We start from the raw sequence: 23,683 nt of genomic DNA on the forward strand, positions 1-23,683 counted from the left end.
CTGACCCATGTCCTGGCTGTCGAGATTCAGCCTCGCGCAACGGGCCCTGATAGGGCTGATGTCCATCATCGCGCTCGTCTTCGGGGCGATCGCGATACCCCAGCTCAAGCAGCAGCTGCTGCCCACCATCGAACTGCCCGTGGTGTCCGTGCTGGCGCCCTACCGGGGCGCGTCCCCGGACGTGGTCGAGAAGCAGGTCGTCGAGCCCATCGAGGACAGCCTCGAAGCCGTCGACGGCATCAGCGGCGTCACCTCCACCGCCAGCGAGGGCAACGCCGTGATCATGGCGTCCTTCGACTACGGCAACAACACCGAGCAGCTGGTCGCCGACGTCCAGCAGGCCGTCAACCGGGCCCGCGTGCAGCTCCCGGACGACGTCGACCCGCAGGTCGTCGCCGGCTCGACGGACGACATCCCGACCGTCGTCCTTGCCGTCACCTCCGACCGCGACCAGCAGGCCCTGGCCGACCAGCTCGACAAGACCGTCGTACCGGACCTGAAGAGCATCGACGGCGTCGGCCAGGTCACCGTGGACGGCGTGCGCGACCTGCAGGTCACCGTCACGCCCGACGACGCCGAGCTCGCGAAGGCGGGCCTGACCTCGCAGTCCCTCGCCCAGGCGCTCCAGGCGGGCGGCGTGACCGTCCCGGCCGGATCCTTCGACGAGGGCGGCGCCAACCGCACCGTCCAGGTCGGCGGCGGCTTCACCTCCGTCGAGCAGATCCGGGACCTGAGGGTCACGGGCGAGCCCGGCAAGGGCCGGCCGGTGCGCCTCGGCGACGTGGCCGCGGTGAAGCAGCAGGAGGCCCCGGCGGACTCCATCACCCGCACCGACGGCAGGCCCAGCCTCGCCGTCGCCGTCACCATGGACCGCGACGGCAGCGCGGTCGCGATCTCCGACGCGGTCAAGGACAAGCTCCCGGGCCTGCGCGAGGACCTCGGCTCCGGCGCGGACCTCACGGTCGTCAGCGACCAGGGCCCGGCCGTGTCGAAGTCCATCAAGGGCCTGACCACCGAGGGCGGACTCGGACTGCTCTTCGCGGTCCTGGTGATCCTCGTCTTCCTGGCCTCGATCCGCTCCACCCTCGTGACGGCGGTGTCCATCCCGCTGTCCGTGGTCCTGGCGCTGATCGTGCTGTGGACCCGGGACCTGTCGCTCAACGTCCTCACCCTGGGCGCCCTGACCATCGCCATCGGCCGGGTCGTCGACGACTCGATCGTGGTCCTGGAGAACATCAAGCGCCACCTCGGCTACGGCGAGGAACGCAGGTCGGCCATCCTCCAGGCCGTCCGCGAGGTCGCGGGCGCGGTGACGTCGTCCACGCTCACCACGGTCGCCGTGTTCCTGCCGATCGGTCTGGTCGGCGGCATGGTCGGCGAGCTGTTCGGCTCCTTCAGCCTCACCGTCACGGCCGCCCTGCTGGCGTCCCTGCTCGTCTCCCTGACGGTCGTACCGGTCCTGTCGTACTGGTTCCTGCGCCCGCCGAAGGGCACCCCGCAGGACGCGGCCGAGGCCCGCCGGCTGGCCGAGGAGAAGGAGGCCAGGAGCCGGCTGCAGCGGATCTACGTCCCGGTGCTGCGGTTCGCGACCCGCCGCCGTCTCACCAGCGTGGCCCTCGCGGTCGTCGTCCTGATCGGCACGTTCGGGATGGCCCCGCTGCTGAAGACGAACTTCTTCGACCAGGGCGAGGTCGAGGTCCTCACCGTCAAGCAGGAGCTGAAGCCCGGCACCAGCCTCGCGGCCACGGACGCCCAGGCCAAGAAGGTCGAGCGGCTCCTCGCCGGCACCGAGGGCGTGAAGAACTACCAGGTCACGGTCGGCTCGTCCGGCTTCATGGCCGCCTTCGGCGGCGGCACCGACACCAACCAGGCGTCCTACCAGGTGACCCTGGAGGACTCGGCGTCGGCCGAGGACGTCCAGGACCGCATCGAGAAGGGCCTGGCCGGGCTGAAGGGCATCGGCACGACCACCCTCACCGCCGGTGACGGCTTCGGCGCCCAGGACCTCAGCGTGGTCGTGAAGGCCGCCGACGCCGACGTCCTGCGCACGGCGTCCGAGGAGGTCCGCAGGACGGTCGCCTCCCTCGACGACGTCACGGACGTCACCAGCGACCTCGCGCAGAGCGTCCCGCGCATCTCGGTCAAGGCCAACGCCAAGGCGGCCGCGGCCGGCTTCGACGACCAGACCCTCGGTGCCGCCGTCGGCCAGGCCGTCCGCGGCACCCCGGCGGGCAAGGCGGTCCTGGACGACACCGAGCGCGACGTCGTCATCCGCTCCGCCGAGCCCGCGCAGAGCCTGAAGCAGCTTCAGGACCTGCGCCTGGGCGGCAAGGTGAGGCTCGGCGACATCGCCACGGTGAAGCTGGTCGACGGCCCGGTGTCCATGACCCGCATCGACGGCCAGCGCGCGGCCACCGTCACCGCCAAGCCGGACGGCGACAACACCGGCGCGGTCAGCGCCGAGCTGCAGTCCGAGATCAGCGCGCTGAAGCTCCCGGCCGGCGCCACGGCGTCGATCGGCGGGGTCTCCGAGGACCAGGACGAGGCGTTCGCCAACCTGGGCCTGGCGATGCTGGCGGCCATCGCGATCGTCTTCATGCTGCTGGTCGGAACCTTCCGGTCCCTGATCCAGCCGCTGATCCTGCTGGTCTCCATCCCGTTCGCGGCCACGGGCGCGATCGGCCTGCTGGTGGCGACCGGCACCCCGATGGGTGTCCCGGCGATGATCGGCATGCTGATGCTCATCGGCATCGTCGTGACCAACGCGATCGTGCTGATCGACCTGATCAACCAGTACCGCAGGCAGGGCCACGGCGTCGTCGAGGCCGTGGTCGAGGGCGGCCGGCACCGGCTGCGCCCGATCCTGATGACCGCCCTGGCGACGATCTTCGCCCTGCTGCCGATGGCCCTCGGCATCACCGGCGAGGGCGGCTTCATCGCCCAGCCGCTGGCCGTGGTCGTGATCGGCGGTCTGGTGACGTCGACCCTGCTCACCCTGCTGCTGGTCCCGACGCTGTACGCGATGGTCGAACTCCGCAAGGAGCGCCGGGCGAAGAAGCGCGCGGCGAAGAAGGGCTTCGCGGCCGAGGAGAAGACCACGCGGGAGCCGGAGCCTGCTCAGGTCTGAGTCTGACCCCGCAGGACGGCGAGGGCCCACCCGGTGCACCGGGTGGGCCCTCGCCGTGCATGCAGGGGGGAGACGGCGTTACGGCAGCGCCAGCATCCGCTCCAGCGCCAGCTTCGCGAACGCCTCCGTCTCCTTGTCCACCTCGATGCGGTTGACGAGGTTGCCCTCGGCCAGGGACTCCAGGGCCCAGACCAGGTGGGGGAGGTCGATGCGGTTCATCGTCGAGCAGAAGCAGACCGTCTTGTCGAGGAAGACGATCTCCTTGCCCTCCGGCGCGAAACGGTTCGCCAGACGGCGGACCAGGTTCAGCTCGGTGCCGATGGCCCACTTGGAACCGGCCGGCGCGGCCTCCAGGGCCTTGATGATGTACTCCGTCGAACCGACGTAGTCCGCCGCGGCCACGACCTCGTGCTTGCACTCGGGGTGGACCAGGACGTTCACGCCCGGGATGCGCTCGCGGACGTCGTTCACCGAGTCCAGGCTGAAGCGGCCGTGCACCGAGCAGTGCCCGCGCCACAGGATCATCTTCGCCGCGCGCAGCTCGTCGGCGGTCAGGCCGCCGTTCGGCTTGTGCGGGTTGTAGACGACGCAGTCCTCCAGGGACATGCCCATGTCGCGGACCGCGGTGTTGCGCCCGAGGTGCTGGTCGGGCAGGAAGAGCACCTTCTCGCCCTGCTCGAAGGCCCAGTCCAGGGCCCGCTTGGCGTTGGACGAGGTGCAGATCGTGCCGCCGTGCTTGCCCGTGAACGCCTTGATGTCGGCGGAGGAGTTCATGTACGAGACGGGCACGACCTGCTCGGCTATGCCGGCCTCGGTGAGCACGTCCCAGCACTCGGCGACCTGCTCGGCCGTCGCCATGTCGGCCATCGAGCAGCCGGCCGCGAGGTCGGGCAGCACGACCTTCTGGTCGTCGGAGGTCAGGATGTCCGCGGACTCCGCCATGAAGTGCACACCGCAGAACACGATGTACTCGGCCTCCGGACGCGCGGCGGCGTCCCGGGCCAGCTTGAAGGAGTCCCCGGTGACGTCGGCGAACTGGATGACCTCGTCGCGCTGGTAGTGGTGGCCCAGCACGAAGACCTTGTCCCCGAGCTTCTCCTTCGCCTTGCGGGCGCGCTCCACCAGGTCCGGGTCGGACGGCGAGGGCAGGTCGCCGGGACACTCCACGCCGCGCTCGCTCCTCGGGTCGGCCTCACGGCCGAGGAGCAGCAGGGCGAGGGGCGTCGGCTGTACGTCGAGCTCCTGGGTCTGGGCGGTGGTCACGACACGCACCCTTTCTGTTTCCGGCGACTTTTCGTCGATTTGACGCTATCTATCATAACCGCTTCACGTCACTTTGACGATGGCCATAGCGTCTGTGTGACGTGAATCCCCACCGGGCTCCGTTCATTCCCGGGACGACCCGGAAAGAGCCGTTTTCCCGTTCCCGGCGCGTGTGCGAGCATGAAAAGGAGCCGAGATCGAGCGCCCGGCCCCGGAATGAATCCGAGGCCCCGCCGGTTGCACCCGTCGGCAAGCAGTCTCCGTACAACCCGGGAGAGATGTAGATGTCCGTATCGGACGAGACCAGCACCGTCACCGACGGCATCATCCTGACCGACGCCGCCGCGTCCAAGGTCAAGGCGCTGCTCGACCAGGAAGGCCGCGACGACCTCGCGCTGCGCGTCGCCGTCCAGCCCGGCGGCTGCTCCGGCCTGCGCTACCAGCTCTTCTTCGACGAGCGGTCCCTCGACGGCGACGTCGAGAAGGACTTCGACGGTGTGAAGGTCGTCACCGACCGCATGAGCGCCCCGTACCTGGGCGGCGCCACGATCGACTTCGTGGACACCATCGAGAAGCAGGGCTTCACGATCGACAACCCCAACGCGACGGGCTCCTGCGCCTGCGGCGACTCCTTCAGCTGAGCCGCCGAGCCGCCCTAGGCGGCAGCGAACACGACGAAGGCGGCGGTCCCGGCAAGGGGCCGCCGCCTTCGCGCGGTGAGAGGTCCCGCGGCGTGCGTCCTACCGCTCCCGCGTCGGGGGCGCCGGCAGCCGCGCGCCCTCCTTGGCCAGCGGCACCGCCTTGCCGTCCGCGCCCACGACCCGGCGGTCCCCGAGCGGCTCGTCCAGCCGCACGGTCTTCTCGAACTTCTTCGCGATCATGATGCAGACCTTGTCCGGCCACGGCGTCGAGGTCACCGTGACGGTCACCTCGTCGCCCTTCTCGGTGGCCCGGACGTCGTAGTCGGCGCACACCCCGCCCGTGAACGTGACGGTCAGCTCCGCGCCCTCGGCCCGGTAGCCCTCGACCTGCACCTCGCGCGGCTGCGGCTTCGACGTCGGCTCGTCACCCGGCCCGCCCGGCTCGGGGGAGGCCAGGAACTTCGGGTCGACCGCCGGATAGGTCACCGTGAACGGCTCCTTCGCGCCCGGCGCCGTCACCTCGAACAGCCACGACGGCACCAGCGCCTGGCGCCCGTCCACGACGTGCGCGGCCAGCCCGAACACCGCGCTCTCGACCGTCACCGTGTCCCGCTGGGGCGCGCCGCTCGCCGGCGACTCGCAGGGCTGCTCCGGCCGGTCCTCGCCCTCCAGCGGCACGGGGCCGGTGCAGCCACCGATGCCCACCCGGCCGTCGCTCTTCGGCTGCCCGTTCATCAGCTCCAGCGCCTTCTGCACGGTGACCACGGGGTACGTGTCGCCCTCGACCGGCGTCCTCAGCTGACCGCTGCCGCCGACGACCTCGCCGTCCGAGCCGACGGTGACGCCGGTCGTCCAGCCGTACGTGGGCAGTCCGCCGACCACGGGAGCGGCGTTGACCACCCGCTGGGCGCCCATCACCTGACGCGCGTCGACTTTCGCGTCGTCCTGACCCAATGCCTCCAGCACGGGTGCGGCGGCCTTCTCCGCCTCCTCCTCGCTCACCGTCTCGCCGCCGGTGCGCGGGGCCTTGTCGCAGGTGTCGACGCCCTTGCAGTCGTCCGTGCCCGGGGCGTACCGGCTGAACGACCAGGCGCCCGGCGCCTGCTTGTTCACCTGCAGCGCCGGCCCCGAACCGTCCTGGCCGCCGATCTTCCACACCTCGCCCTGCGCCACCGGCGTGCCCTCGACCCCGAGCGCCTTCGCCAGCCGGGCCACGTCGTCCTTGCCGACCTCGCCCTGCGCCCGGTACACCGGGGCGTCCCGGGGGCCGGTGGGCAGCGGGCCGCCGACGCGGTAGGTGGCGCCGTAGGGGTTGGGCTCGCCGGGCGCGATGCCGTTGCCGTCCTCGCCCGTGGAGTCCGAGTAGCCGTCCAGCGCCAGCGGCGGGGGAGTGCCGTCCCCGCCGGGCGCGCCGGACGTCGTGTCCTCGCCCGACCCGCCGGAGGCGTGGGAGGCGAGCCAGGCCCCGCCGCCGCCGATCAGCAGGACGGCGGCGGCGACGGAGGCGATGATCGCGGGCGTCCGGGAACGCCCGGGGTGACGGGCCGGGTCCTCGTCGTCGCGGAGGCCCGGGCGCGGCGCCGGGCCGGCGGGGCCTTCCTTGCCGCCGCCGGCCTCGGCGCCGGCCTCCTCCGCCTGCTCGGCAGCGGCGGAGGCGGCACCCTGCTCCGCCCCGGCCGCCCCGGCACCCTGCTCCGCCCCGGCCGCCCCGGCTCCGGGCTCGGCAGCCCCGGCTGCGGGCTCGGCCGCCTTCTCGGGCTCGGTAGCCCTCTCGGGCTCGGCGCGCTGCTCCGGCTCACCGGCTTCCCCGGCCTCACGAGTCTCCCCGGCCTCAGTGGCGTCCTGCGGCTCATCGGCCTCAGCGGCATCCTGCGGCTCACCGGCTTCCCCGGGCTCAGCGGCACCCGTCGACCCCTCGGTCTCGGCGGAGGTGGAAGCCCTCGCCCCGGCGGAGGAAGAAGCCTCCGCCGAAGCCGTACCCGAGGCCCCGGCCTCCGGCGCGTCGGCGGTTCCGGCGGCGCCCGCTTCCCTGCTGTCGTCGTCGTGATCGGGTCGCTCGGTGTTCACCGCATCGCTCCTTCGGCTGCACAGCTGTCCCATGGGACCCGGCCCGGTCGGTTCCGGGCCGCTGGTGGGTCGTATCCCGCCTCCCCTTTACGGGGGACAGCGATGGGACGCAGCGGGGGAGCTCACGGTTCCCGGGTGTGCGCCGTTCAGTCCCCGTAGTCCGACATGGCGTCGAGCAGCCGCGCCGACGCCGGGGGCACGGTCACGCCGTGGATCAGGGCCGGGGAGACCGGCCGGGAGGCCGTGCGGTCGGGTGCGGCCCAGTGCGGAGCCATCCGCGCGCCGAAGCCCGGCAGTGACGCCAGGTCGCCTTCGAGGTCGACGGGAACGGGGGTCTGGACCTTGAGGTTCGTCATAGCCGCACCGTAGGCACGCACGAGCCCACGAAGAAAGATCTACTATCGGGTAGTTTCGCTGCCTTCAGGGCGGCCCGCCCACCCGATAGCGTGAAGCGTCAAGGTCCGCCTCCCTCAGGAGAATCCACGCCGTGCGCATCGCAGTCACCGGCTCCATCGCCACCGACCACCTCATGACCTTCCCCGGCCGCTTCGCCGACCAGCTCGTAGCGGACCAGCTGCACACGGTCTCGCTGTCGTTCCTGGTCGACAAGCTCGACGTGCGCCGCGGCGGCGTCGCCGCGAACATCGCGTTCGGCATGGGTCAGCTCGGCACCCGGCCGATCCTGGTCGGCGCCGCGGGCGCGGACTTCGACGAGTACCGGGCCTGGCTGGAGCGGCACGGCGTCGACACCGACTCCGTGCGCATCTCCGACACCCTGCACACCGCCCGCTTCGTGTGCACCACCGACGCCGACCACAACCAGATCGGCTCCTTCTACACGGGCGCCATGAGCGAGGCCCGCCTCATCGAGCTGAAGACCGTCGCGGACCGGGTCGGCGGTCTCGACCTGGTCTCCATCGGCGCGGACGACCCGGAGGCGATGCTCCGGCACACCGAGGAGTGCCGCTCCCGGAACATCCCGTTCGCCGCCGACTTCTCCCAGCAGATCGCGCGGATGGACGGCGAGGAGATCCGCATCCTGCTGGACGGGGCGACGTACCTCTTCTCCAACGAGTACGAGAAGGGCCTGATCGAGACAAAGACCGGCTGGACGGACGCGGAGATCCTGTCCCGCGTGGGCCACCGGGTGACCACCCTCGGGGCGCGCGGCGTGCGCATCGAGCGGGACGGCGCCGACCCGATCGAGGTCGGCACGCCGGACGAGGAGCGCAAGGCCGACCCGACCGGTGTCGGCGACGCCTTCCGGGCCGGGTTCCTCTCCGGCCTGGCGTGGGACGTCTCGCTGGAGCGTGCCGCGCAGGTCGGCTGCATGCTGGCGACGCTCGTCATCGAGACGGTGGGCACCCAGGAGTACCAGCTGCGGCGCGGGCACTTCATGGAGCGGTTCACGAAGGCCTACGGCGACGAGGCGGCGACGGAAGTGCAGGCGCACCTGTCCTGATCGCCCCTGATCGCGGGCGGCTGCGGGCGCGTGGGGGCCGATGGCGGTTCCCCGCGCCCTCGGCGTCTCCGCGCCCTCGGCGTCTCCGCGCCCTCGGCGTCTCCGCGCCCCGGGCCGCTCAGCTCGCCCGGCGGACCACGTACGCCGTTCCCCGCCGCGCGGGCTCCTCGCCCACGTACTCCTGGTTCCGCATCTCGCACCACGCCGGGATGTCCAGCCGTGCCGCCTCGTCGTCCGACAGCACCCGGACCAGGCCCCCCACCGGCACGTCACCGATGACCTTGGCCAGCTCGATGACGGGGATCGGGCAGCGCTTGCCGAGGGAGTCCACGACCAGGACGTCCGCCTCGCGGGCGACCTCGGTACCGGCCGGCGCGCCCAGCTTCTCCCGGACCGCCGCCACCGCCCCGGGGAGGACGGCCAGGAACCTCTCCACGTCCTCCTCGGCCGCACCCGGCGGCAGCGAGACCCGCACGTTCCCCTCACTCAGCACCCCCATGGCCCGCAGCACATGGCTGGGCGTCAGCGTGCTGCTCGTACAGGACGATCCGGACGAGACGGAGAAATCCTCCCGGTCCAGCTCGTGCAGCAGCGCCTCCCCGTCGACGTACAGGCAGGAGAAGGTGACCACCCCGGGCAGGCGCCGCACCGGGTCGCCGACCACCTCGACGTCGGGCACCAGCCGCGGCACCCGGGCCCGGATCCGGTCCGTCAGCTCCCTCAGCCGCCGGGCCTCCCCGGCGGCCTCCGCCCGGACGGCCCGCAGCGACGCGGCCGCCGCCACGATCGCCGGGATGTTCTCGAAGCCGGGCGCCCGCCCCGACTCCCGCTCGTCCGAGGGCCCTTGCGGCGCGAACCGCACCCCCTTCCGCACCACCAGCAGCCCGACCCCCGACGGCCCGCCCCACTTGTGCGCACTGGCCGTGAGCAGCGACCAGCCGCCCTCCACCGGCCCCCACCCCAGCGACTGCGCGGCGTCCACCAGCAGCGGCACCCCGGCCTCCCGGCACTCCTGCGCCACCGCCGCGACCGGCTGCTCCGTCCCCACCTCGTGGTTGGCCGACTGCAGACACGCCAGCGCGGTGTCCGCGCGCAGGGCGTCGCGGTAGGCGCCGGGGGCCACCGCCCCGCCCCGGTCCACCGCCACCCGGTCGACCGATCCGCCGTCCGCCTCGTGCAGCTCGGCCGAATGGAGTACCGAAGAGTGTTCGACCGCTGACACGATCAGGTGGCGCCCGACCCGCCTCCGCCCGGCCAGCGCCCCCGCAATCCCGGTGTGCACGGCACGGGTTCCGGACGAGGTGAACACCAGCTCGTCAGGCCGGCACCCCACCGCCTCGGCAGCGGCCTCCCGGGCCGCGTCCAGCAGCACCCGCGCCCGCCGCCCCTCCCGGTACAGCCGGGCCGGATCCGCCCACCCCTCGTCGAGAGAGGCCAGCAGCGCCTGGCGGGCGACGGGATGAAGCGGAGCAGCGGAAGCAGCGTCGAAGTAGGGCACACGGCAACGCTAGAACGTCCGGCGCGAAGACGCCCCAAGGGGCCGCGGACAAGGGCGCGACGGGCCGCGACGAGGGCCGCCGCCGCCAAACCAGCGAACCACCCCACCTCATAGGCACCCCTCCTGGGGAACCCCCGGAAGGCGTCGGCTAGGGTTTGGTCCGCATAAACATCCAAACCCCTGCCCGACGCAGGGCGGCGACCGACCAGCGAGAAGGCCAGGCCGCAGCCGAACCGCGCGGGCGAGACTCTCGGGAAGGCGCTACGTGAGTCCCAACGGCTCCGACCGCTCGCCGCGGCGCCCGATGCGGCGGAAGCTGCTGCAGGCACTGACCGCGGGCCTGGTCTTGGCGACAGCCACCGGTTGCTCGTACAACTGGGAAGACTTCCCCCGCCTTGGTATGCCCACCCCGACCACGGAAGAGGCTCCGCGGATCCTCTCCCTGTGGCAGGGGTCCTGGGCGGCTGCGCTCGCCGTCGGCGTGCTGGTGTGGGGTCTGATCCTGTGGAGTGCTTTCTTCCACCGGCGCAGTCGCACCAAGGTCGAGGTACCTCCGCAGACCCGGTACAACATGCCCATCGAGGCGCTGTACACCGTGGTCCCGCTCATCATCGTCTCGGTGCTGTTCTACTTCACCGCCCGCGACGAGTCCGAGCTGCTCAGCCTCAAGAAGAAGCCCGACGTCACGGTCAACGTGGTCGGCTTCCAGTGGAGCTGGTGCTTCAACTACATCGAGCCCGTCGCCGGTTCCTCCGGTGACGCCAAGACCTCCAAGGACCTGGACGCGATCCCGGACCGCTACAAGGAGGACTTCCCGGCCAACGCCGGCGGCACCTACGACTGCGGCACCCCCGGCACCCGGAACCCGCAGACCAACAACCCGGGCCCGACGCTCTGGCTCCCCGAGGGCAAGAGGGTCCGCTTCGTCCTGACCTCGCGTGACGTCATCCACTCCTTCTGGGTGGTGCCGTTCCTGATGAAGCAGGACGTCATCCCGGGCCACACCAACGCCTTCGAGGTGACCCCCAACAAGCAGGGCACCTTCCTGGGCAAGTGCGCCGAGCTCTGCGGCGTCGACCACTCGCGGATGCTGTTCAACGTGAAGGTCGTCTCCCCCGAGCGCTACGAGCAGCACCTCAAGGACCTCGTGAAGAAGGGGCAGACCGGTTACGTTCCCGCCGGCATCGAGCAGGCGGGACCTGAGAAGAACCGGGAGTCGAACGTACTGTGAGCATCCTGAATGACCCCAAGGGTGCCGCGGCAGCTGGGTCCCACTACGAGGACGAGCTGCCGGTCCGGCGCCAGAACCGCGGCAGTGTCGTGGTCAAGTGGCTGACGACGACGGACCACAAGACGATCGGCACGCTGTACCTGGCCACGTCGTTCGCGTTCTTCGTCATCGGTGGCGTGATGGCGCTGTTCATGCGCGCCGAGCTCGCCCGGCCTGGTCTGCAGATCATGTCGAACGAGCAGTTCAACCAGGCGTTCACGATGCACGGCACGATCATGCTGCTGATGTTCGCGACGCCGCTGTTCGCCGGTTTCGCGAACTGGATCATGCCGCTGCAGATCGGCGCGCCGGACGTGGCGTTCCCGCGGCTGAACATGTTCGCCTACTGGCTGTACCTGTTCGGCTCGCTGATCGCGGTGGCCGGGTTCCTGACCCCGCAGGGCGCGGCCGACTTCGGCTGGTTCGCCTACAGCCCGCTGTCGGACGCGGTCCGCTCCCCGGGCATCGGCGCCGACATGTGGATCATGGGTCTGGCCTTCTCCGGCTTCGGCACGATCCTGGGCTCGGTCAACTTCATCACCACGATCATCTGCATGCGCGCTCCGGGCATGACGATGTTCCGGATGCCGATCTTCACGTGGAACGTGCTGCTGACCGGTGTGCTGGTCCTGCTGGCCTTCCCGGTCCTGGCCGCGGCGCTGTTCGCGCTGGAGGCGGACCGCAAGTTCGGGGCGCAGATCTTCGACCCGGCCAACGGCGGTGCGCTGCTGTGGCAGCACCTGTTCTGGTTCTTCGGTCACCCCGAGGTGTACATCATCGCGCTGCCGTTCTTCGGCATCATCAGTGAGGTCATCCCGGTCTTCTCCCGCAAGCCGATGTTCGGTTACACGGGTCTGATCGGCGCGACCATCGCGATCGCGGGTCTGTCCGTGACGGTGTGGGCGCACCACATGTACGTCACCGGCGGTGTGCTGCTGCCGTTCTTCTCCTTCATGACGTTCCTGATCGCGGTCCCGACCGGTGTGAAGTTCTTCAACTGGATCGGCACGATGTGGAAGGGCTCGCTGTCCTTCGAGACGCCGATGCTCTGGGCCGCCGGCTTCCTGATCACCTTCACCTTCGGTGGTCTGACCGGTGTCATCCTGGCCTCGCCGCCGATGGACTTCCACGTCTCGGACTCGTACTTCGTGGTGGCGCACTTCCACTACGTCGTCTTCGGCACCGTGGTGTTCGCGATGTTCTCCGGCTTCCACTTCTGGTGGCCGAAGTTCACCGGCAAGATGCTGGACGAGCGCCTCGGCAAGATCACCTTCTGGACGCTGTTCATCGGTTTCCACGGCACGTTCCTCGTCCAGCACTGGCTGGGCGCCGAGGGCATGCCGCGCCGCTACGCGGACTACCTCGCCGCCGACGGCTTCACCGCGCTGAACACGATCTCGACGATCAGCTCGTTCCTGCTCGGCATGTCGATCCTGCCGTTCTTCTACAACGTGTGGAAGACGGCCAAGTACGGCAAGCCGGTCGGCGTCGACGACCCGTGGGGCTACGGCCGCTCCCTGGAGTGGGCCACCTCCTGCCCGCCGCCGCGGCACAACTTCATCACCATGCCGCGGATCCGCAGCGAATCCCCGGCGTTCGACCTGCACCACCCTGAGATCGCTGCTCTCGACCAGCTCGAGAACGTGGGCCACGGCGACAAGGCCCTCGCTGGCGGCAAGGAGGCCGGCAAGTGAAGATCCAGGGCAAGATGTTCATGTGGCTGAGCGCCTTCCTGCTCATCATGGCCATCGTCTACGGCGTGTGGTCGAAGGAGCCGGCCGGCACCACAGCCCTCTTCCTGGCCTTCGGCCTCGCGATCATGATCGGCTTCTACCTCGGCTTCACGGCCAAGCGGGTGGACGTCGGCGCGCAGGACGACAAGGAGGCGGACGTCGCGGACGACGCCGGCGAGGTCGGGTTCTTCAGCCCGCACAGCTGGCAGCCGCTCTCCCTGGCCATCGGTGGCGCCCTGGCCTTCCTGGCCGTCGCCATCGGCTGGTGGCTGATGTACTTCTCGCTGCCGATCATCCTGATCGGCATCTGGGGCTGGGTCTTCGAGTACTACCGCGGTGAGAACCGCACCCAGTAGCACACGCCGAGCGCCACAGGGGCCCGGACACTCCGCAAGGAGCGTCCGGGCCCCTGTCCGTGTCCGGCGGGCGCAGCAATACGTGTCACTCGAACGAGTCAGTCGGCGTGCCGCTGTTGACCGGCCTTCCTAGCGTGAGGTCATGAGCCACACAGCGATATCCCGCCCCCGGACCGCCGTCAGCTGCACGCTGCTGGTCATCGCCCTCTGCGCGGGCGTCACCGCCTGCGGCTCGGACGGCAACCCGCTCGCCGCCCGCCCCTTCGACGCGGCGGACCAGGTCTCCGTCAACGCCCCCGACGGCGACCGCGAGAAGGCCGACCCGGACAAGCCCCTGGAAGTTGTCGAGGACTCCGACGGGCGCATCACCGACGTCACCGCCTACGACGCCTCAGGACGCCACGTGGCGGGCGAACTCGCCGCCGACGGGGGCCGCTGGCACAGCACCTCGCCGCTCGCCGCCAACGCCCGCTACACGGTCCGGGTGAGCACCGAGGACGAGGACGGGGCGCCCGGCCGCAAGGTCCTCACCTTCGACACCGGCAAGCCGGCCACCCAGAAGCGCCTGGACGTCACCTTCGGCCCCAAGGCGGGCACCTACGGCGTCGGCCAGCCCATCACGGCGGAGCTGAGCCAGCCCGTCAAGGACAAGGCCCAGCGGGCCGTCGTGGAACGCGCGCTCAAGGTCTCCTCCATCCCCGCCACGGACGGCGCCTGGCACTGGGTGGACGACAAGAAGCTGCACTACCGCCCGAAGGACTACTGGCCCGCGCAGGCCACGGTCCAGGTCCGCAGCAACCTGCAGGGCATCAAGATCGGCGACCGGATGTGGGGCGGCAAGGCCAAGCCGCTGACCATCAGCACCGCCGACAAGGTCATAGCCGTGACGGACGCCGCGGCCCACCGGATGACCGTCTACAAGAACGACGAGGCCGTCCGGGAGATCCCCGTCACCACCGGCATGCCCGGCTACGACACCCGCAACGGCGTCAAGGTCGTCCTCGCCAAGGAGGGCACCGTCCGCATGACCAGCGCCAGCATCGGCGCCTCGGACTTCTACGACCTGATCGTGCACCACTCCGTGCGCGTCACCAACAGCGGCGAGTACGTGCACGCCGCCCCCTGGTCCGTCGGCTCCCAGGGCTCCGCCAACGTCAGCCACGGCTGCATCGGCATGAGCACCGAGAACGCCGCCTGGTTCTACGAGAACATCCGCGAGGGCGACATCGTCAAGGTCGAGAACTCCGGCGGGGACACCATGCCCCCCTTCGGCAACGGCTTCGGCGACTGGAACCTCGACTGGGCGAAGTGGCGCACGGGCAGCGCCCTGCTGGGCGGCACCCCGGAGGGCCCCACCCAGGCGGACCGGGCCCGTCTACGGCCGCAAGGCGTCTGACCACCAGGGGCGGGGGCGCGGACGAGTCCCACGCCCCCGCGGGCGCCGCACCACCGGCGGCGCCGGGCTCTCAGGCGTTCAGGGCCGCCTTCTCCCGCAGCAGGGAAGCCAGGGCCGCCGCGAACTCCACCGGCTCCACCGGCAGCGTCACCGCCGCCTCCGCACGGCTCCAGGTCGCCAGCCACGCGTCCTGCGGCCGGCCGATCAGCAGCAGCACGGGCGGGCAGTCGAACACCTCGTCCTTGATCTGCCGGCACAGGCCCATGCCCCCCATGGGCACCGCCTCGCCGTCCAGGACGCAGACGTCGACACCGCCCCGGTCCAGCTCCTTGATCACCGCCGCCGGGGTCGCGCACTCCAGGAACTCCACCACAGGGACGTCCGGGGCCGGCCGTCGGCCGGTCGCGAGCCGTACCTGCTCGCGGGTGTTGGAGTCGTCGCTGTAGACCAGCACCGTGGCGGTCGGCTGCATTGTTCCTCCGTGACGTCAGCGTCGTAAGGACAGGCCTGTGGGGCGGATGCTACTCCCTGGAACACCACGTCAACACCGGTACGACCGGCTTCAACACTCCGAACGGCACCCCCCGGAGTGAGGGCGGGATAAGCGACCGACATAATGTCGGTCGTGGCGACAGCAACGACAGTAGAAACCGGGCACGCGCACCCGTCGGTCAACAGGCCGAACCTCACCAGCGTCGGAACCATCATCTGGCTGAGTTCCGAGCTGATGTTCTTCGCGGCCCTCTTCGCGATGTACTTCACCCTGCGATCGGTGACCGGGCCTGACTTCTGGCACGAGAAGGCCGACGCCCTGAACTTCCCGTTCTCGGCGACGAACACCACGATCCTGGTGCTCTCCTCCCTCACCTGCCAGCTCGGCGTCTTCGCCGCCGAGCGCGGTGACGTGAAGAAGCTCCGGATGTGGTTCATCGTCACCTTCATCATGGGTGCGATCTTCATCGGCGGTCAGGTCTTCGAGTACACCGAGCTGGTCAAGCACGAGGGCCTGTCGCTCTCGTCCGACCCGTACGGCTCGGTCTTCTACCTGACCACCGGCTTCCACGGCCTGCACGTGACAGGCGGTCTCATCGCCTTCCTGCTGGTCCTGGGCCGGACCTACGCGGCCCGGAGGTTCACCCACGAGCAGGCGACGGCCGCGATCGTCGTGTCCTACTACTGGCACTTCGTCGATGTCGTCTGGATCGGCCTCTTCGCCACGATCTACATGATCAAGTAGCAGGGCCCGCATCCACGCGCCCTCCGGGGCGCATCCCAGAAGCATCGACGCAGAAGATCCTGACACCGGGGTAATCCGTGAAAAAGCTCTCCGCACGACGACGCCACCCGATGGCGGCACTCGTCGTCCTAATCCTCGCGCTGGTCTTCAGCGGGGGGCTGTACGCCGTGTTCGCACCCACGAGCAAGGCCGAGGCCGACACAACCGCCCAGTCCCTCGCCATCGAGGAGGGCAAGAAGCTCTACTCGGTCGGCTGCGCCAGTTGCCACGGCACCGGCGGTCAGGGCACCTCCGACGGGCCGAGCCTGGTGGGTGTGGGCGCCGCGGCCGTCGACTTCCAGGTGGGCACGGGCCGGATGCCGGCCGCCACCTCGCAGAGCCCGCAGGTCCCGAAGAAGAAGAACATCTACTCGCAGGCCGAGATCGACCAGCTCGCGGCGTACATCGCCTCGCTGGGCGCCGGTCCGTCCGTTCCGACGGAGGAGCAGTACAGCCCCGAGGGGGCCGACATCGCCAAGGGCGGTGAGCTGTTCCGCACCAACTGCGCGCAGTGCCACAACTTCACGGGCAAGGGCGGCGCGCTGACGCACGGCAAGTACGCGCCGTCGCTCGAGGGCGTCTCCCAGAAGCACATCTACGAGGCCATGCAGACCGGCCCGCAGAACATGCCGTCCTTCCCCGACACCACGCTGTCGGAGAAGAACAAGAAGGACATCATCGCGTACCTCGACGCGGTCAACAGCGAGAAGACCGAGAGCCCCGGCGGCCTCGAGCTGGGCGGTCTCGGGCCGGTCAGCGAGGGTCTGTTCGGCTGGATCTTCGGTCTCGGCGGGCTGATCGCCGTCGCCGTGTGGGTCGCCGCCCGGACCGCAAAGGCCAAGAAGTCATGAGTAGCCAAGACATTCCAGAAGAGAACCTGCCCGCCGCGCAGTCCGCAGGACACGACGAGCACGGCGTGGTGAGCGTCGCGGACGAGAAGCACCCGTTCGCCGACCCGGGCCTGCCGCCCCACGAGCACCGGATCCAGGACGTCGACGAGCGGGCCGCCAAGCGGTCCGAGCGCACCGTCGCCCTGCTGTTCACGGTGTCGATGCTGGCCACCGTCGCCTTCATCGCCGCGTTCGTGGCGATCCCGGTCGACAAGGCGGTCTACATCTTCCCGCTGGGCCGCATCAGCGCGCTGAACTTCGCGCTGGGCCTGACGCTCGGCATCGCGCTGTTCTGCATCGGCGCGGGCGCCGTCCACTGGGCGCGCACCCTGATGTCCGACGTGGAGATCGCCGACGAGCGCCACCCGATCGAGGCGGAGCCCGAGGTCCGCGAGAAGGTCTTCGCCGACTTCAAGCAGGGCGCCAAGGAGTCGGCGCTCGGCCGCCGCAAGCTGATCCGCAACACCATGCTCGGCGCGCTGACGCTGGTGCCGCTCTCCGGGATCGTGCTGCTGCGCGACCTCGGCCCGCTGCCCGGCACCAAGCTCCGCCACACGCTGTGGTCCAAGGGCAAGCTGCTCGTCAACATGAACACCAACGAGCCGCTGCGTCCCTCCGACGTCGCGGTCGGTTCGCTGACCTTCGCCAAGCCCGAGGGCCTGGAGGAGCACGACCACGGCTTCCAGAACGAGATCGCCAAGGCCGCCCTGATGATCGTCCGGATCCAGCCGGAGGACATCAAGGACAAGCGCGAACTCGAGTGGTCGCACGAAGGCATCGTCGCGTACTCGAAGATCTGCACCCACGTCGGCTGCCCGATCTCCCTGTACGAGCAGCAGACGCACCACGTGCTCTGCCCCTGCCACCAGTCCACCTTCGACCTGTCCGACGGTGCCCGAGTGATCTTCGGTCCCGCCGGTCACGCCCTGCCGCAGCTGCGCATCGGCGTGAACGACGAGGGCTACCTCGAGGCGCTCGGCGACTTCGAAGAGCCCGTCGGTCCTGCCTTCTGGGAGCGCGGATGAGTAACAAGGACGACCGCCGTAAGGCGCCCGCCGGAGAGCGGGTCGCCGACTGGGCCGACGGCCGCCTGGGGATCTACTCCCTGGCCAAGGCCAACATGCGCAAGATCTTCCCGGACCACTGGTCCTTCATGCTCGGTGAGATCTGCCTCTACAGCTTCATCATCATCATCCTCACGGGTGTGTACCTGACGCTGTTCTTCCACCCGTCGATGAACGAGGTGGAGTACCACGGCAGCTACGTCCCGATGCAGGGGCAGCTGATGTCGGAGGCGTTCGCCTCCACGCTGGACATCAGCTTCGACGTCCGCGGCGGTCTGCTCATCCGGCAGATCCACCACTGGGCGGCGATCATCTTCCTCGCCGGCATGTTCGTGCACATGATGCGCGTCTTCTTCACCGGCGCGTTCCGCAAGCCGCGCGAGATCAACTGGCTGTTCGGCTTCCTGCTGTTCGTCCTGGGCATGTTCACCGGCTTCACCGGCTACTCGCTCCCGGACGACCTGCTCTCCGGCACCGGTGTCCGCTTCACGCAGGGCGCGATCCTGTCCGTGCCGATCGTCGGCACGTACATCTCGATGTTCCTGTTCGGCGGGGAGTTCCCGGGCACCGACTTCATCGCCCGGTTCTACTCGATCCACATCCTGCTGCTGCCGGGCATCATGCTCGGGCTCGTGGTCGGCCACCTGATCCTGGTCTTCTACCACAAGCACACGCAGTTCGCGGGTCCGGGACGGACCAACAAGAACGTCGTCGGCATGCCGTTGCTGCCGGTCTACATGGCCAAGGCCGGAGGCTTCTTCTTCCTGGTCTTCGGTTTCATCGCGGCCCTCTCCGGCATCGCCACGATCAACCCCATCTGGAACCTCGGCCCCTACCGGGCCGACCAGGTGTCGACCGGTGCCCAGCCCGACTGGTACATGGGCTTCGCCGAGGGTCTCATCCGGGCCATGCCGGGCTGGGAGATCAACTTCTGGGGTCACACGCTCGTCCTGGGTGTGTTCATCCCGCTGGTGCTCTTCGGCGTCTTCCTCGCGATCATCGCCCTGTACCCGTTCATCGAGTCGTGGATCACGGGGGACAAGCGCGAGCACCACATCCTGGACCGGCCGCGCAACGCCCCGACGCGCACCGGCATCGGTGTGGCGTGGATCACCGCCTACATCATCATGCTGATCGGCGGTGGCAACGACATCGTCGCCACCCACTTCCACCTGTCGATCAACGCGGTCACCTGGTTCGTCCGGATCGGGTTCTTCCTCGGGCCGGTCATCGCGTTCATCGTCACCAAGCGGATCTGCCTCGGCCTGCAGCGCCGGGACAAGGAGAAGGTGCTGCACGGCCGCGAGTCGGGCATCATCAAGCGCCTGCCGCACGGTGAGTTCATCGAGGTGCACGAGCCGCTCAGCCAGGAGCAGATGTACACGCTCACGGCGCACGAGCAGTACGAGCCGGTCGAGCTCGGCCCGACGGTCGACGAGAACGGTGTCGAGCGCAAGCTGAAGGGCTCCGAGAAGCTGCGCGCCAAGCTCAGCGACGCCTACTACGGCGAGGGTGCCCAGATCCCGAAGCCGACCGTCGAGGAGTACCGGGAGATCACGAGCGGCCACGGCCACCACTGATCACTGCTTCGCCACGCCACACGAAGGGCCCCGTCCGGTGTTCGGACGGGGCCCTTCGCCATGCCCTGCGGCTGGATAGGGTGGACCTCGTTGAGACTCTCGTCCCGTAGTGCGGGACGCCTGATCCTGGAGCGGCTTATGAGCGCTGTGACCCCCGCTGGAGGCGACACCGCGGCGGGCCGCTCCTGGCCCCTGCTGTTGAACGGCCTGCTGGAGGGCCGGGACCTCACCGCGGACGACACCGCCTGGGCGATGGACCTGATCATGCGGGGCGAGGCGACGGACGCGCAGATCGCCGGGTTCGTGGTGGCGCTGCGCGCCAAGGGCGAGACCGTCGAGGAGATCGCCGGATTCGTCCGGGCGATGTACGCGCACGCCAACGTGATCGAGGTCCCCGGCCCGGCCGTCGACATCGTCGGCACGGGCGGTGACGGCGCGAAGACGGTCAACATCTCCACGATGTCGGCGATCGTCGTCGCCGGCACGGGCGCCAAGGTCGTCAAGCACGGCAACCGCGCGGCGTCCTCGGCGTCCGGGGCGTCGGACGTCCTGGAGAAGCTCGGCGTCAACCTGGAACTGCCCACCCACCGGGTGGCCGCGGTGGCCGAGGAGGCCGGGATCACCTTCTGCTTCGCGGCGAAGTTCCACCCGTCCATGCGGTACGCGGGCGCGGCGCGCGGCCAGTTGGGCATCCGGACGATCTTCAACGTGCTGGGGCCGCTGACCAACCCCGCGAAGGTCCGCGCCCAGGCCGTCGGTGTGGCGGACCCGCGCATGGCGCCGATCGTCGCCGGCGTCTTCGCCGAGCGCGGCCACTCCTCCCTGGTCTTCCGGGGCGACGACGGCCTGGACGAGCTGACCACCACCGCCACCTCCCGGGTCTGGACCGTCCGCGACGGCAAGGTCACCGAGGAGGCCTTCGACCCGCGCGAGGTGGGCCTCGAACTGGTCCCGGTGGAGGCCCTGCGCGGTGCGGACGCCTCCTACAACGCGGAGGTCGCCCGGCGGCTGCTGGACGGCGAGACCGGCCCGGTGCGCGACGCCGTCCTGCTGAACTCGGCGGCTGCCCTGGTCGCGCTGGAGCCGGGCGCGGCACCGCTCGCCGAGCAGATCGGCGCCGGGATGGCGAAGGCGGCCGAGTCGATCGACTCCGGTGCCGCCAAGCGGGTGCTGGAGCGCTGGGTGGCCGCCAGCAACGCGTGACGGGCGACGGGTGAGGTGCGTCCCGCGATCCGGATCCGGGTTGCGGGGCGCCGATCACTTCACGTACGTTCCTGTACCAGGTCATGAGTGACAGTCATGAGGCCCCGGCCGACTGTCCGGCAACCCTCCGTCCGTGGCGGGGTGCCCCGGGTGAGGACCAGGCCGTGGTCAGCAAGGTCCACGGCAAGCGCGGACCCCTCGCGGAACCAGGGGTCCTGGTCGTCGAGGAGTCTCCCGTGAGCAAGCGAATGCGCTAGGGCCGCAGAGCCCCGCCTCCGCACCCCCTTGTTCTCTTCACCCCCTGGTCTCACGGGAGTTCAGCCATGTCCGTCTCCACCGCTGCCACCGTCCAGTCCGTTTGTGCCCCGCTGCCCGTTCTGGGACGGGACGTCACCGTGCCGCTCGTCACGGGCGGTGAGGTCACCTACGCCGCACTCGACTACGCGGCCAGCGCTCCGGCGCTCCAGCGGGTCTGGGACGACGTCGCCGCCTACGCGCCCTACTACGGCAGCGTCCACCGCGGCGCCGGGTACCTGTCGCAGCTCTCCACCGACCTGTTCGAGAACGCCCGCCGGACCGTCGCCGACTTCCTGGACTGCCGGGACGGCGACCAGGTGGTGTTCACCAGGTCCACCACCGACTCGCTCAACCTCCTCGCCTCCGCCCTCCCGGCCGACTGCCAGGTCTTCGTCTTCGAGACCGAGCACCACGCCTCCCTGCTGCCCTGGCGCTCCGCCCGCGTCACCTGCCTGGACGCTCCGCGCAGCCCCCGCCAGGCGGTCGAGACCCTGGAGCGGGCCCTCGCCGGGCGGGAGCCGCACGGTCCGGCCCTGGTCTGCGTCACCGGCGCCTCGAACGTCACCGGCGAGCTGTGGCCCGTACGGGAACTCGCGGCCGCCGCGCACGCGCACGGCGCGCGGATCGTGCTGGACGCCGCCCAGCTGGCCCCGCACCACCCGGTGTCCGTGAAGGACCTCGACGTCGACTGGGTCGCCTTCTCCGGGCACAAGCTGTACGCGCCCTTCGGCTCCGGCGTGCTGGCCGGGCGGGCCGACTGGCTGCGGGAGGCCGAGCCGTACCTCGCGGGCGGCGGTGCCAGCCGCACGGTCAGCCGGCGCGCGGACGGGGGAGTGGACGTGGCGTGGCACGACGGCGCGGCCCGCCATGAGGCCGGGTCGCCCAACGTCATCGGCGCCTACGCCGTCGCCTCGGCCTGCAAGGCGCTGACCGAGGCCGGTTTCGACACCCTCGTCGCCCGCGAGCGGCACCTGCTCCGCACGGTGCGCGAGGGCCTCGCCGACGTGCCCGAGGTGCGGTTCCTGTCGCTGTTCGGGGACGACGCGCCACGGGTCGGGGTGCTCTCCTTCGTCGTCGAGGGCTGGAACAGCTCGCACTTCGCCGCCGCCCTGTCCGCCGAGTACGGCATCGGGGTGCGCGACGGGCTGTTCTGCGCCCATCCGCTGGTGCGCACGCTGCTCGGCAGCGACCCGCGGACGCAGGGCGCGTGCGGGTCGCCCGAGGCCGCGCCGGGGGAGAAGTCGCTCAACGCCATCCGGGTCAGCTTCGGCGCGGGCACCCCGGACGAGCACGTGGAGCGGTTCGTGCGGGCCGTCAGGGAGCTGGTGGGCAACGGGGCGCGGTGGACCTACCGCACCGTGGACGGGCGCTGCGTGCCGGACACCTCCGCCTGAGCCGCCGCGGCCGCGACCGGCAGGCGGGTGCCCAGGACGATCATCCGCAGGGCGCGTTCGGTGGCGTCGGTGAGCAGCTCGCGCGCCCGGAGCAGGGCCTCGGCCAGGTCCATCGGGGCGGGCAGGATGCCGTGGCAGGCGTCGACCCCCGGCACCTGGTGGGCGCCCTCGCCGAGCGTGCCGGCCAGGGCCAGGACCGGACGGCCGTGCAGCTTGGCCCGGCGGGCCACCTCGGCCGGGACCTTGCCGTGCGGCGTCTGGTGGTCCAGGGCGCCCTCGGCGGTGACGACCAGGTCGGCGCGGGCCAGCCGGGCGTCCAGGTCGAGGTGGCCGAGCAGCACGTCGAAGCGGGGCAGGAGCCGGGCGCCGAGGGCGGCGAGACCGGCTCCCAGGCCGCCGGAGGCGCCCGTGCCGGGGGCCGAGCGGAGATCGGTGCCGGGCACGGCGGCGTCGCGGGTGAGGACGGACGCCCAGTGCTCCAGGGCCGCCGACAGCTCCTCCACCTGAGTGGGCGTGGCACCCTTCTGCGGCCCGAAGACCCGGGCCACACCGCGCTCGCCGCACAGCACGTTGAACGGGTTGCAGGCGACCAGCAGTTCGGTGCCCCGCAGCCGGGGGTCGAGGCCGGTGGGGTCGACGCGGTGCAGCCGGGTCAGCTCCCGGCCGCCGCGGGCCAGTTCCCGGCCGTCCTCGTCCAGCAGCCGGGCCCCCAGCGCCTGCAGGGCGCCCGCGCCCCCGTCCGACGTGCCCGAGTCGCCGCAGCCGACGAGGATCCGCCGTACGCCCCTGTCGAGGGCGGCGCGGATCAGCTCGCCGACGCCGTACGTCGTCGTGGCGCCCGGGTCGCGCAGGCCGTGCGGCACGAGGGCGAGACCGGCGACCGCCGCCATCTCCACCACCGCGGTGTCCCCGCCGCCCAGCAGGGCGAAGTGCGCGGCGACGGTCTCCCCGACCGGGCCGGTCGCGGGAACGGTGACGATCCTGCCCCCGGTGGCGGCGGCCAGGGCCGCCGCGGTGCCCTCGCCGCCGTCCACCAGCGGGGCGAGGTCGATCTCGGCGCCGGGCAGCACGCGGCGCACGCCCGCCGCGATGGCGTCGGCGGCCGACTCGGCGGACAGCGACTCCTTGAAGCCGCCGGGGGCCACGAGGACACGGGTCAGCATGGA

19 protein-coding genes and 1 riboswitch are annotated in these 23,683 nt (G+C 70.6%); of the genes, 13 read left to right on the forward strand and 6 right to left on the reverse strand.

The genetic code is table 11. The annotated features are described in order from the left end of the window. The first annotated feature begins 7 nt into the window (after positions 1 to 7). On the forward strand, positions 8 to 3,127 hold the full coding sequence (locus ABZY20_RS01505) for an efflux RND transporter permease subunit (RefSeq protein WP_356434957.1): 3,120 nt from the start codon (positions 8 to 10) through the stop codon (positions 3,125 to 3,127). Positions 3,128 to 3,205: 78 nt separating this feature from the next. Here the strand turns inward: ABZY20_RS01505 and nadA are convergent, their stop codons facing one another. Further along, positions 3,206 to 4,390: a quinolinate synthase NadA gene (nadA, locus tag ABZY20_RS01510; protein ID WP_355854055.1), complete on the reverse strand. Its 1,185-nt coding sequence runs from the start codon at positions 4,388 to 4,390 to the stop codon at positions 3,206 to 3,208. Positions 4,391 to 4,674: 284 nt separating this feature from the next. Between nadA and erpA the strand changes: the two genes are divergently transcribed. Further along, positions 4,675 to 5,031: an iron-sulfur cluster insertion protein ErpA gene (erpA, locus tag ABZY20_RS01515; RefSeq protein WP_130437147.1), complete on the forward strand. Its 357-nt coding sequence runs from the start codon at positions 4,675 to 4,677 to the stop codon at positions 5,029 to 5,031. Positions 5,032 to 5,130: 99 nt separating this feature from the next. Here erpA and ABZY20_RS01520 read toward each other — a convergent pair whose 3' ends face one another. Together ABZY20_RS01520 and ABZY20_RS01525 are read right to left on the reverse strand one after the other, a co-directional pair. After that, a complete protein-coding gene (locus ABZY20_RS01520; protein ID WP_356434961.1) occupies positions 5,131 to 7,098 on the reverse strand; it encodes a hypothetical protein in 1,968 nt (655 codons plus the stop codon). A 146-nt stretch (positions 7,099 to 7,244) separates the two neighbouring features. Continuing rightward, entirely contained in the window at positions 7,245 to 7,454 is a 210-nt protein-coding gene (locus ABZY20_RS01525) for a hypothetical protein (protein ID WP_356434963.1), read from the reverse strand. 131 nt (positions 7,455 to 7,585) lie between these two features. Here ABZY20_RS01525 and ABZY20_RS01530 point away from each other — a divergent pair, with 131 nt between their 5' ends. Next, a complete protein-coding gene (locus tag ABZY20_RS01530; RefSeq protein WP_356434966.1) occupies positions 7,586 to 8,560 on the forward strand; it encodes a carbohydrate kinase family protein in 975 nt (324 codons plus the stop codon). 118 nt (positions 8,561 to 8,678) lie between these two features. On the opposite strand, the gene ABZY20_RS01535 is transcribed toward ABZY20_RS01530, so the two are convergent. After that, entirely contained in the window at positions 8,679 to 10,058 is a 1,380-nt protein-coding gene (locus ABZY20_RS01535) for an aminotransferase class V-fold PLP-dependent enzyme (RefSeq protein WP_356434968.1), read from the reverse strand. 265 nt (positions 10,059 to 10,323) lie between these two features. Between ABZY20_RS01535 and coxB the strand changes: the two genes are divergently transcribed. The 4 genes from coxB to ABZY20_RS01555 all read left to right on the forward strand — a co-directional run bounded on the left by coxB (position 10,324) and on the right by ABZY20_RS01555 (position 14,813). Further along, positions 10,324 to 11,289, forward strand: coding sequence for a cytochrome c oxidase subunit II (gene coxB, locus ABZY20_RS01540; protein WP_356434971.1), 966 nt, complete (start codon positions 10,324 to 10,326; stop codon positions 11,287 to 11,289). Further along, positions 11,286 to 13,022: a cytochrome c oxidase subunit I gene (gene ctaD, locus ABZY20_RS01545; RefSeq protein ID WP_356434974.1), complete on the forward strand. Its 1,737-nt coding sequence runs from the start codon at positions 11,286 to 11,288 to the stop codon at positions 13,020 to 13,022. Before coxB ends, ctaD begins: the two co-directional genes overlap by 4 nt. Then, the gene (locus ABZY20_RS01550) at positions 13,019 to 13,417 is read left to right on the forward strand and encodes a cytochrome c oxidase subunit 4 (RefSeq protein WP_356434977.1); all 399 of its coding nucleotides are present in this window, start codon (positions 13,019 to 13,021) and stop codon (positions 13,415 to 13,417) included. The genes ctaD and ABZY20_RS01550 overlap by 4 nt, the downstream gene beginning before the upstream one ends. Positions 13,418 to 13,559: 142 nt before the next feature. Continuing rightward, entirely contained in the window at positions 13,560 to 14,813 is a 1,254-nt protein-coding gene (locus ABZY20_RS01555) for an Ig-like domain-containing protein (RefSeq protein ID WP_356434980.1), read from the forward strand. Positions 14,814 to 14,883: 70 nt separating this feature from the next. Here ABZY20_RS01555 and ABZY20_RS01560 read toward each other — a convergent pair whose 3' ends face one another. Continuing rightward, entirely contained in the window at positions 14,884 to 15,285 is a 402-nt protein-coding gene (locus tag ABZY20_RS01560; RefSeq protein ID WP_356434983.1) for a hypothetical protein, read from the reverse strand. 144 nt (positions 15,286 to 15,429) lie between these two features. Here ABZY20_RS01560 and ABZY20_RS01565 point away from each other — a divergent pair, with 144 nt between their 5' ends. The 6 genes from ABZY20_RS01565 to ABZY20_RS01590 all read left to right on the forward strand — a co-directional run bounded on the left by ABZY20_RS01565 (position 15,430) and on the right by ABZY20_RS01590 (position 22,517). Then, entirely contained in the window at positions 15,430 to 16,050 is a 621-nt protein-coding gene (locus ABZY20_RS01565) for a heme-copper oxidase subunit III (RefSeq protein WP_031115828.1), read from the forward strand. A gap of 77 nt (positions 16,051 to 16,127) precedes the next feature. Continuing rightward, positions 16,128 to 16,940: a c-type cytochrome gene (locus ABZY20_RS01570; protein ID WP_356434986.1), complete on the forward strand. Its 813-nt coding sequence runs from the start codon at positions 16,128 to 16,130 to the stop codon at positions 16,938 to 16,940. Further along, positions 16,937 to 18,004, forward strand: a complete 1,068-nt coding sequence (locus ABZY20_RS01575; RefSeq protein ID WP_356434988.1) for a Rieske 2Fe-2S domain-containing protein — start codon at positions 16,937 to 16,939, stop codon at positions 18,002 to 18,004. The genes ABZY20_RS01570 and ABZY20_RS01575 overlap by 4 nt, the downstream gene beginning before the upstream one ends. After that, positions 18,001 to 19,623: a cytochrome bc complex cytochrome b subunit gene (locus tag ABZY20_RS01580; protein ID WP_356434991.1), complete on the forward strand. Its 1,623-nt coding sequence runs from the start codon at positions 18,001 to 18,003 to the stop codon at positions 19,621 to 19,623. The genes ABZY20_RS01575 and ABZY20_RS01580 overlap by 4 nt, the downstream gene beginning before the upstream one ends. Positions 19,624 to 19,761: 138 nt before the next feature. Then, entirely contained in the window at positions 19,762 to 20,826 is a 1,065-nt protein-coding gene (trpD, locus tag ABZY20_RS01585) for an anthranilate phosphoribosyltransferase (protein WP_356434994.1), read from the forward strand. A gap of 79 nt (positions 20,827 to 20,905) precedes the next feature. After that, positions 20,906 to 21,022: riboswitch (SAM riboswitch) on the forward strand. Between the two features lie 127 nt (positions 21,023 to 21,149). Next, positions 21,150 to 22,517: an aminotransferase class V-fold PLP-dependent enzyme gene (locus ABZY20_RS01590; RefSeq protein WP_356434997.1), complete on the forward strand. Its 1,368-nt coding sequence runs from the start codon at positions 21,150 to 21,152 to the stop codon at positions 22,515 to 22,517. Here ABZY20_RS01590 and ABZY20_RS01595 read toward each other — a convergent pair. Further along, positions 22,472 to 23,680 carry a glycerate kinase gene (locus ABZY20_RS01595; protein ID WP_356434999.1) on the reverse strand — a complete coding sequence of 403 codons (1,209 nt, stop codon included), beginning with the start codon at positions 23,678 to 23,680 and terminating at the stop codon, positions 22,472 to 22,474. The genes ABZY20_RS01590 and ABZY20_RS01595 overlap by 46 nt on opposite strands. Between the last annotated feature and the right edge of the window lie 3 nt (positions 23,681 to 23,683).

It is taken from the genome of Streptomyces sp. NPDC006624 (assembly GCF_040611555.1).
Taxonomy (GTDB): domain Bacteria; phylum Actinomycetota; class Actinomycetes; order Streptomycetales; family Streptomycetaceae; genus Streptomyces.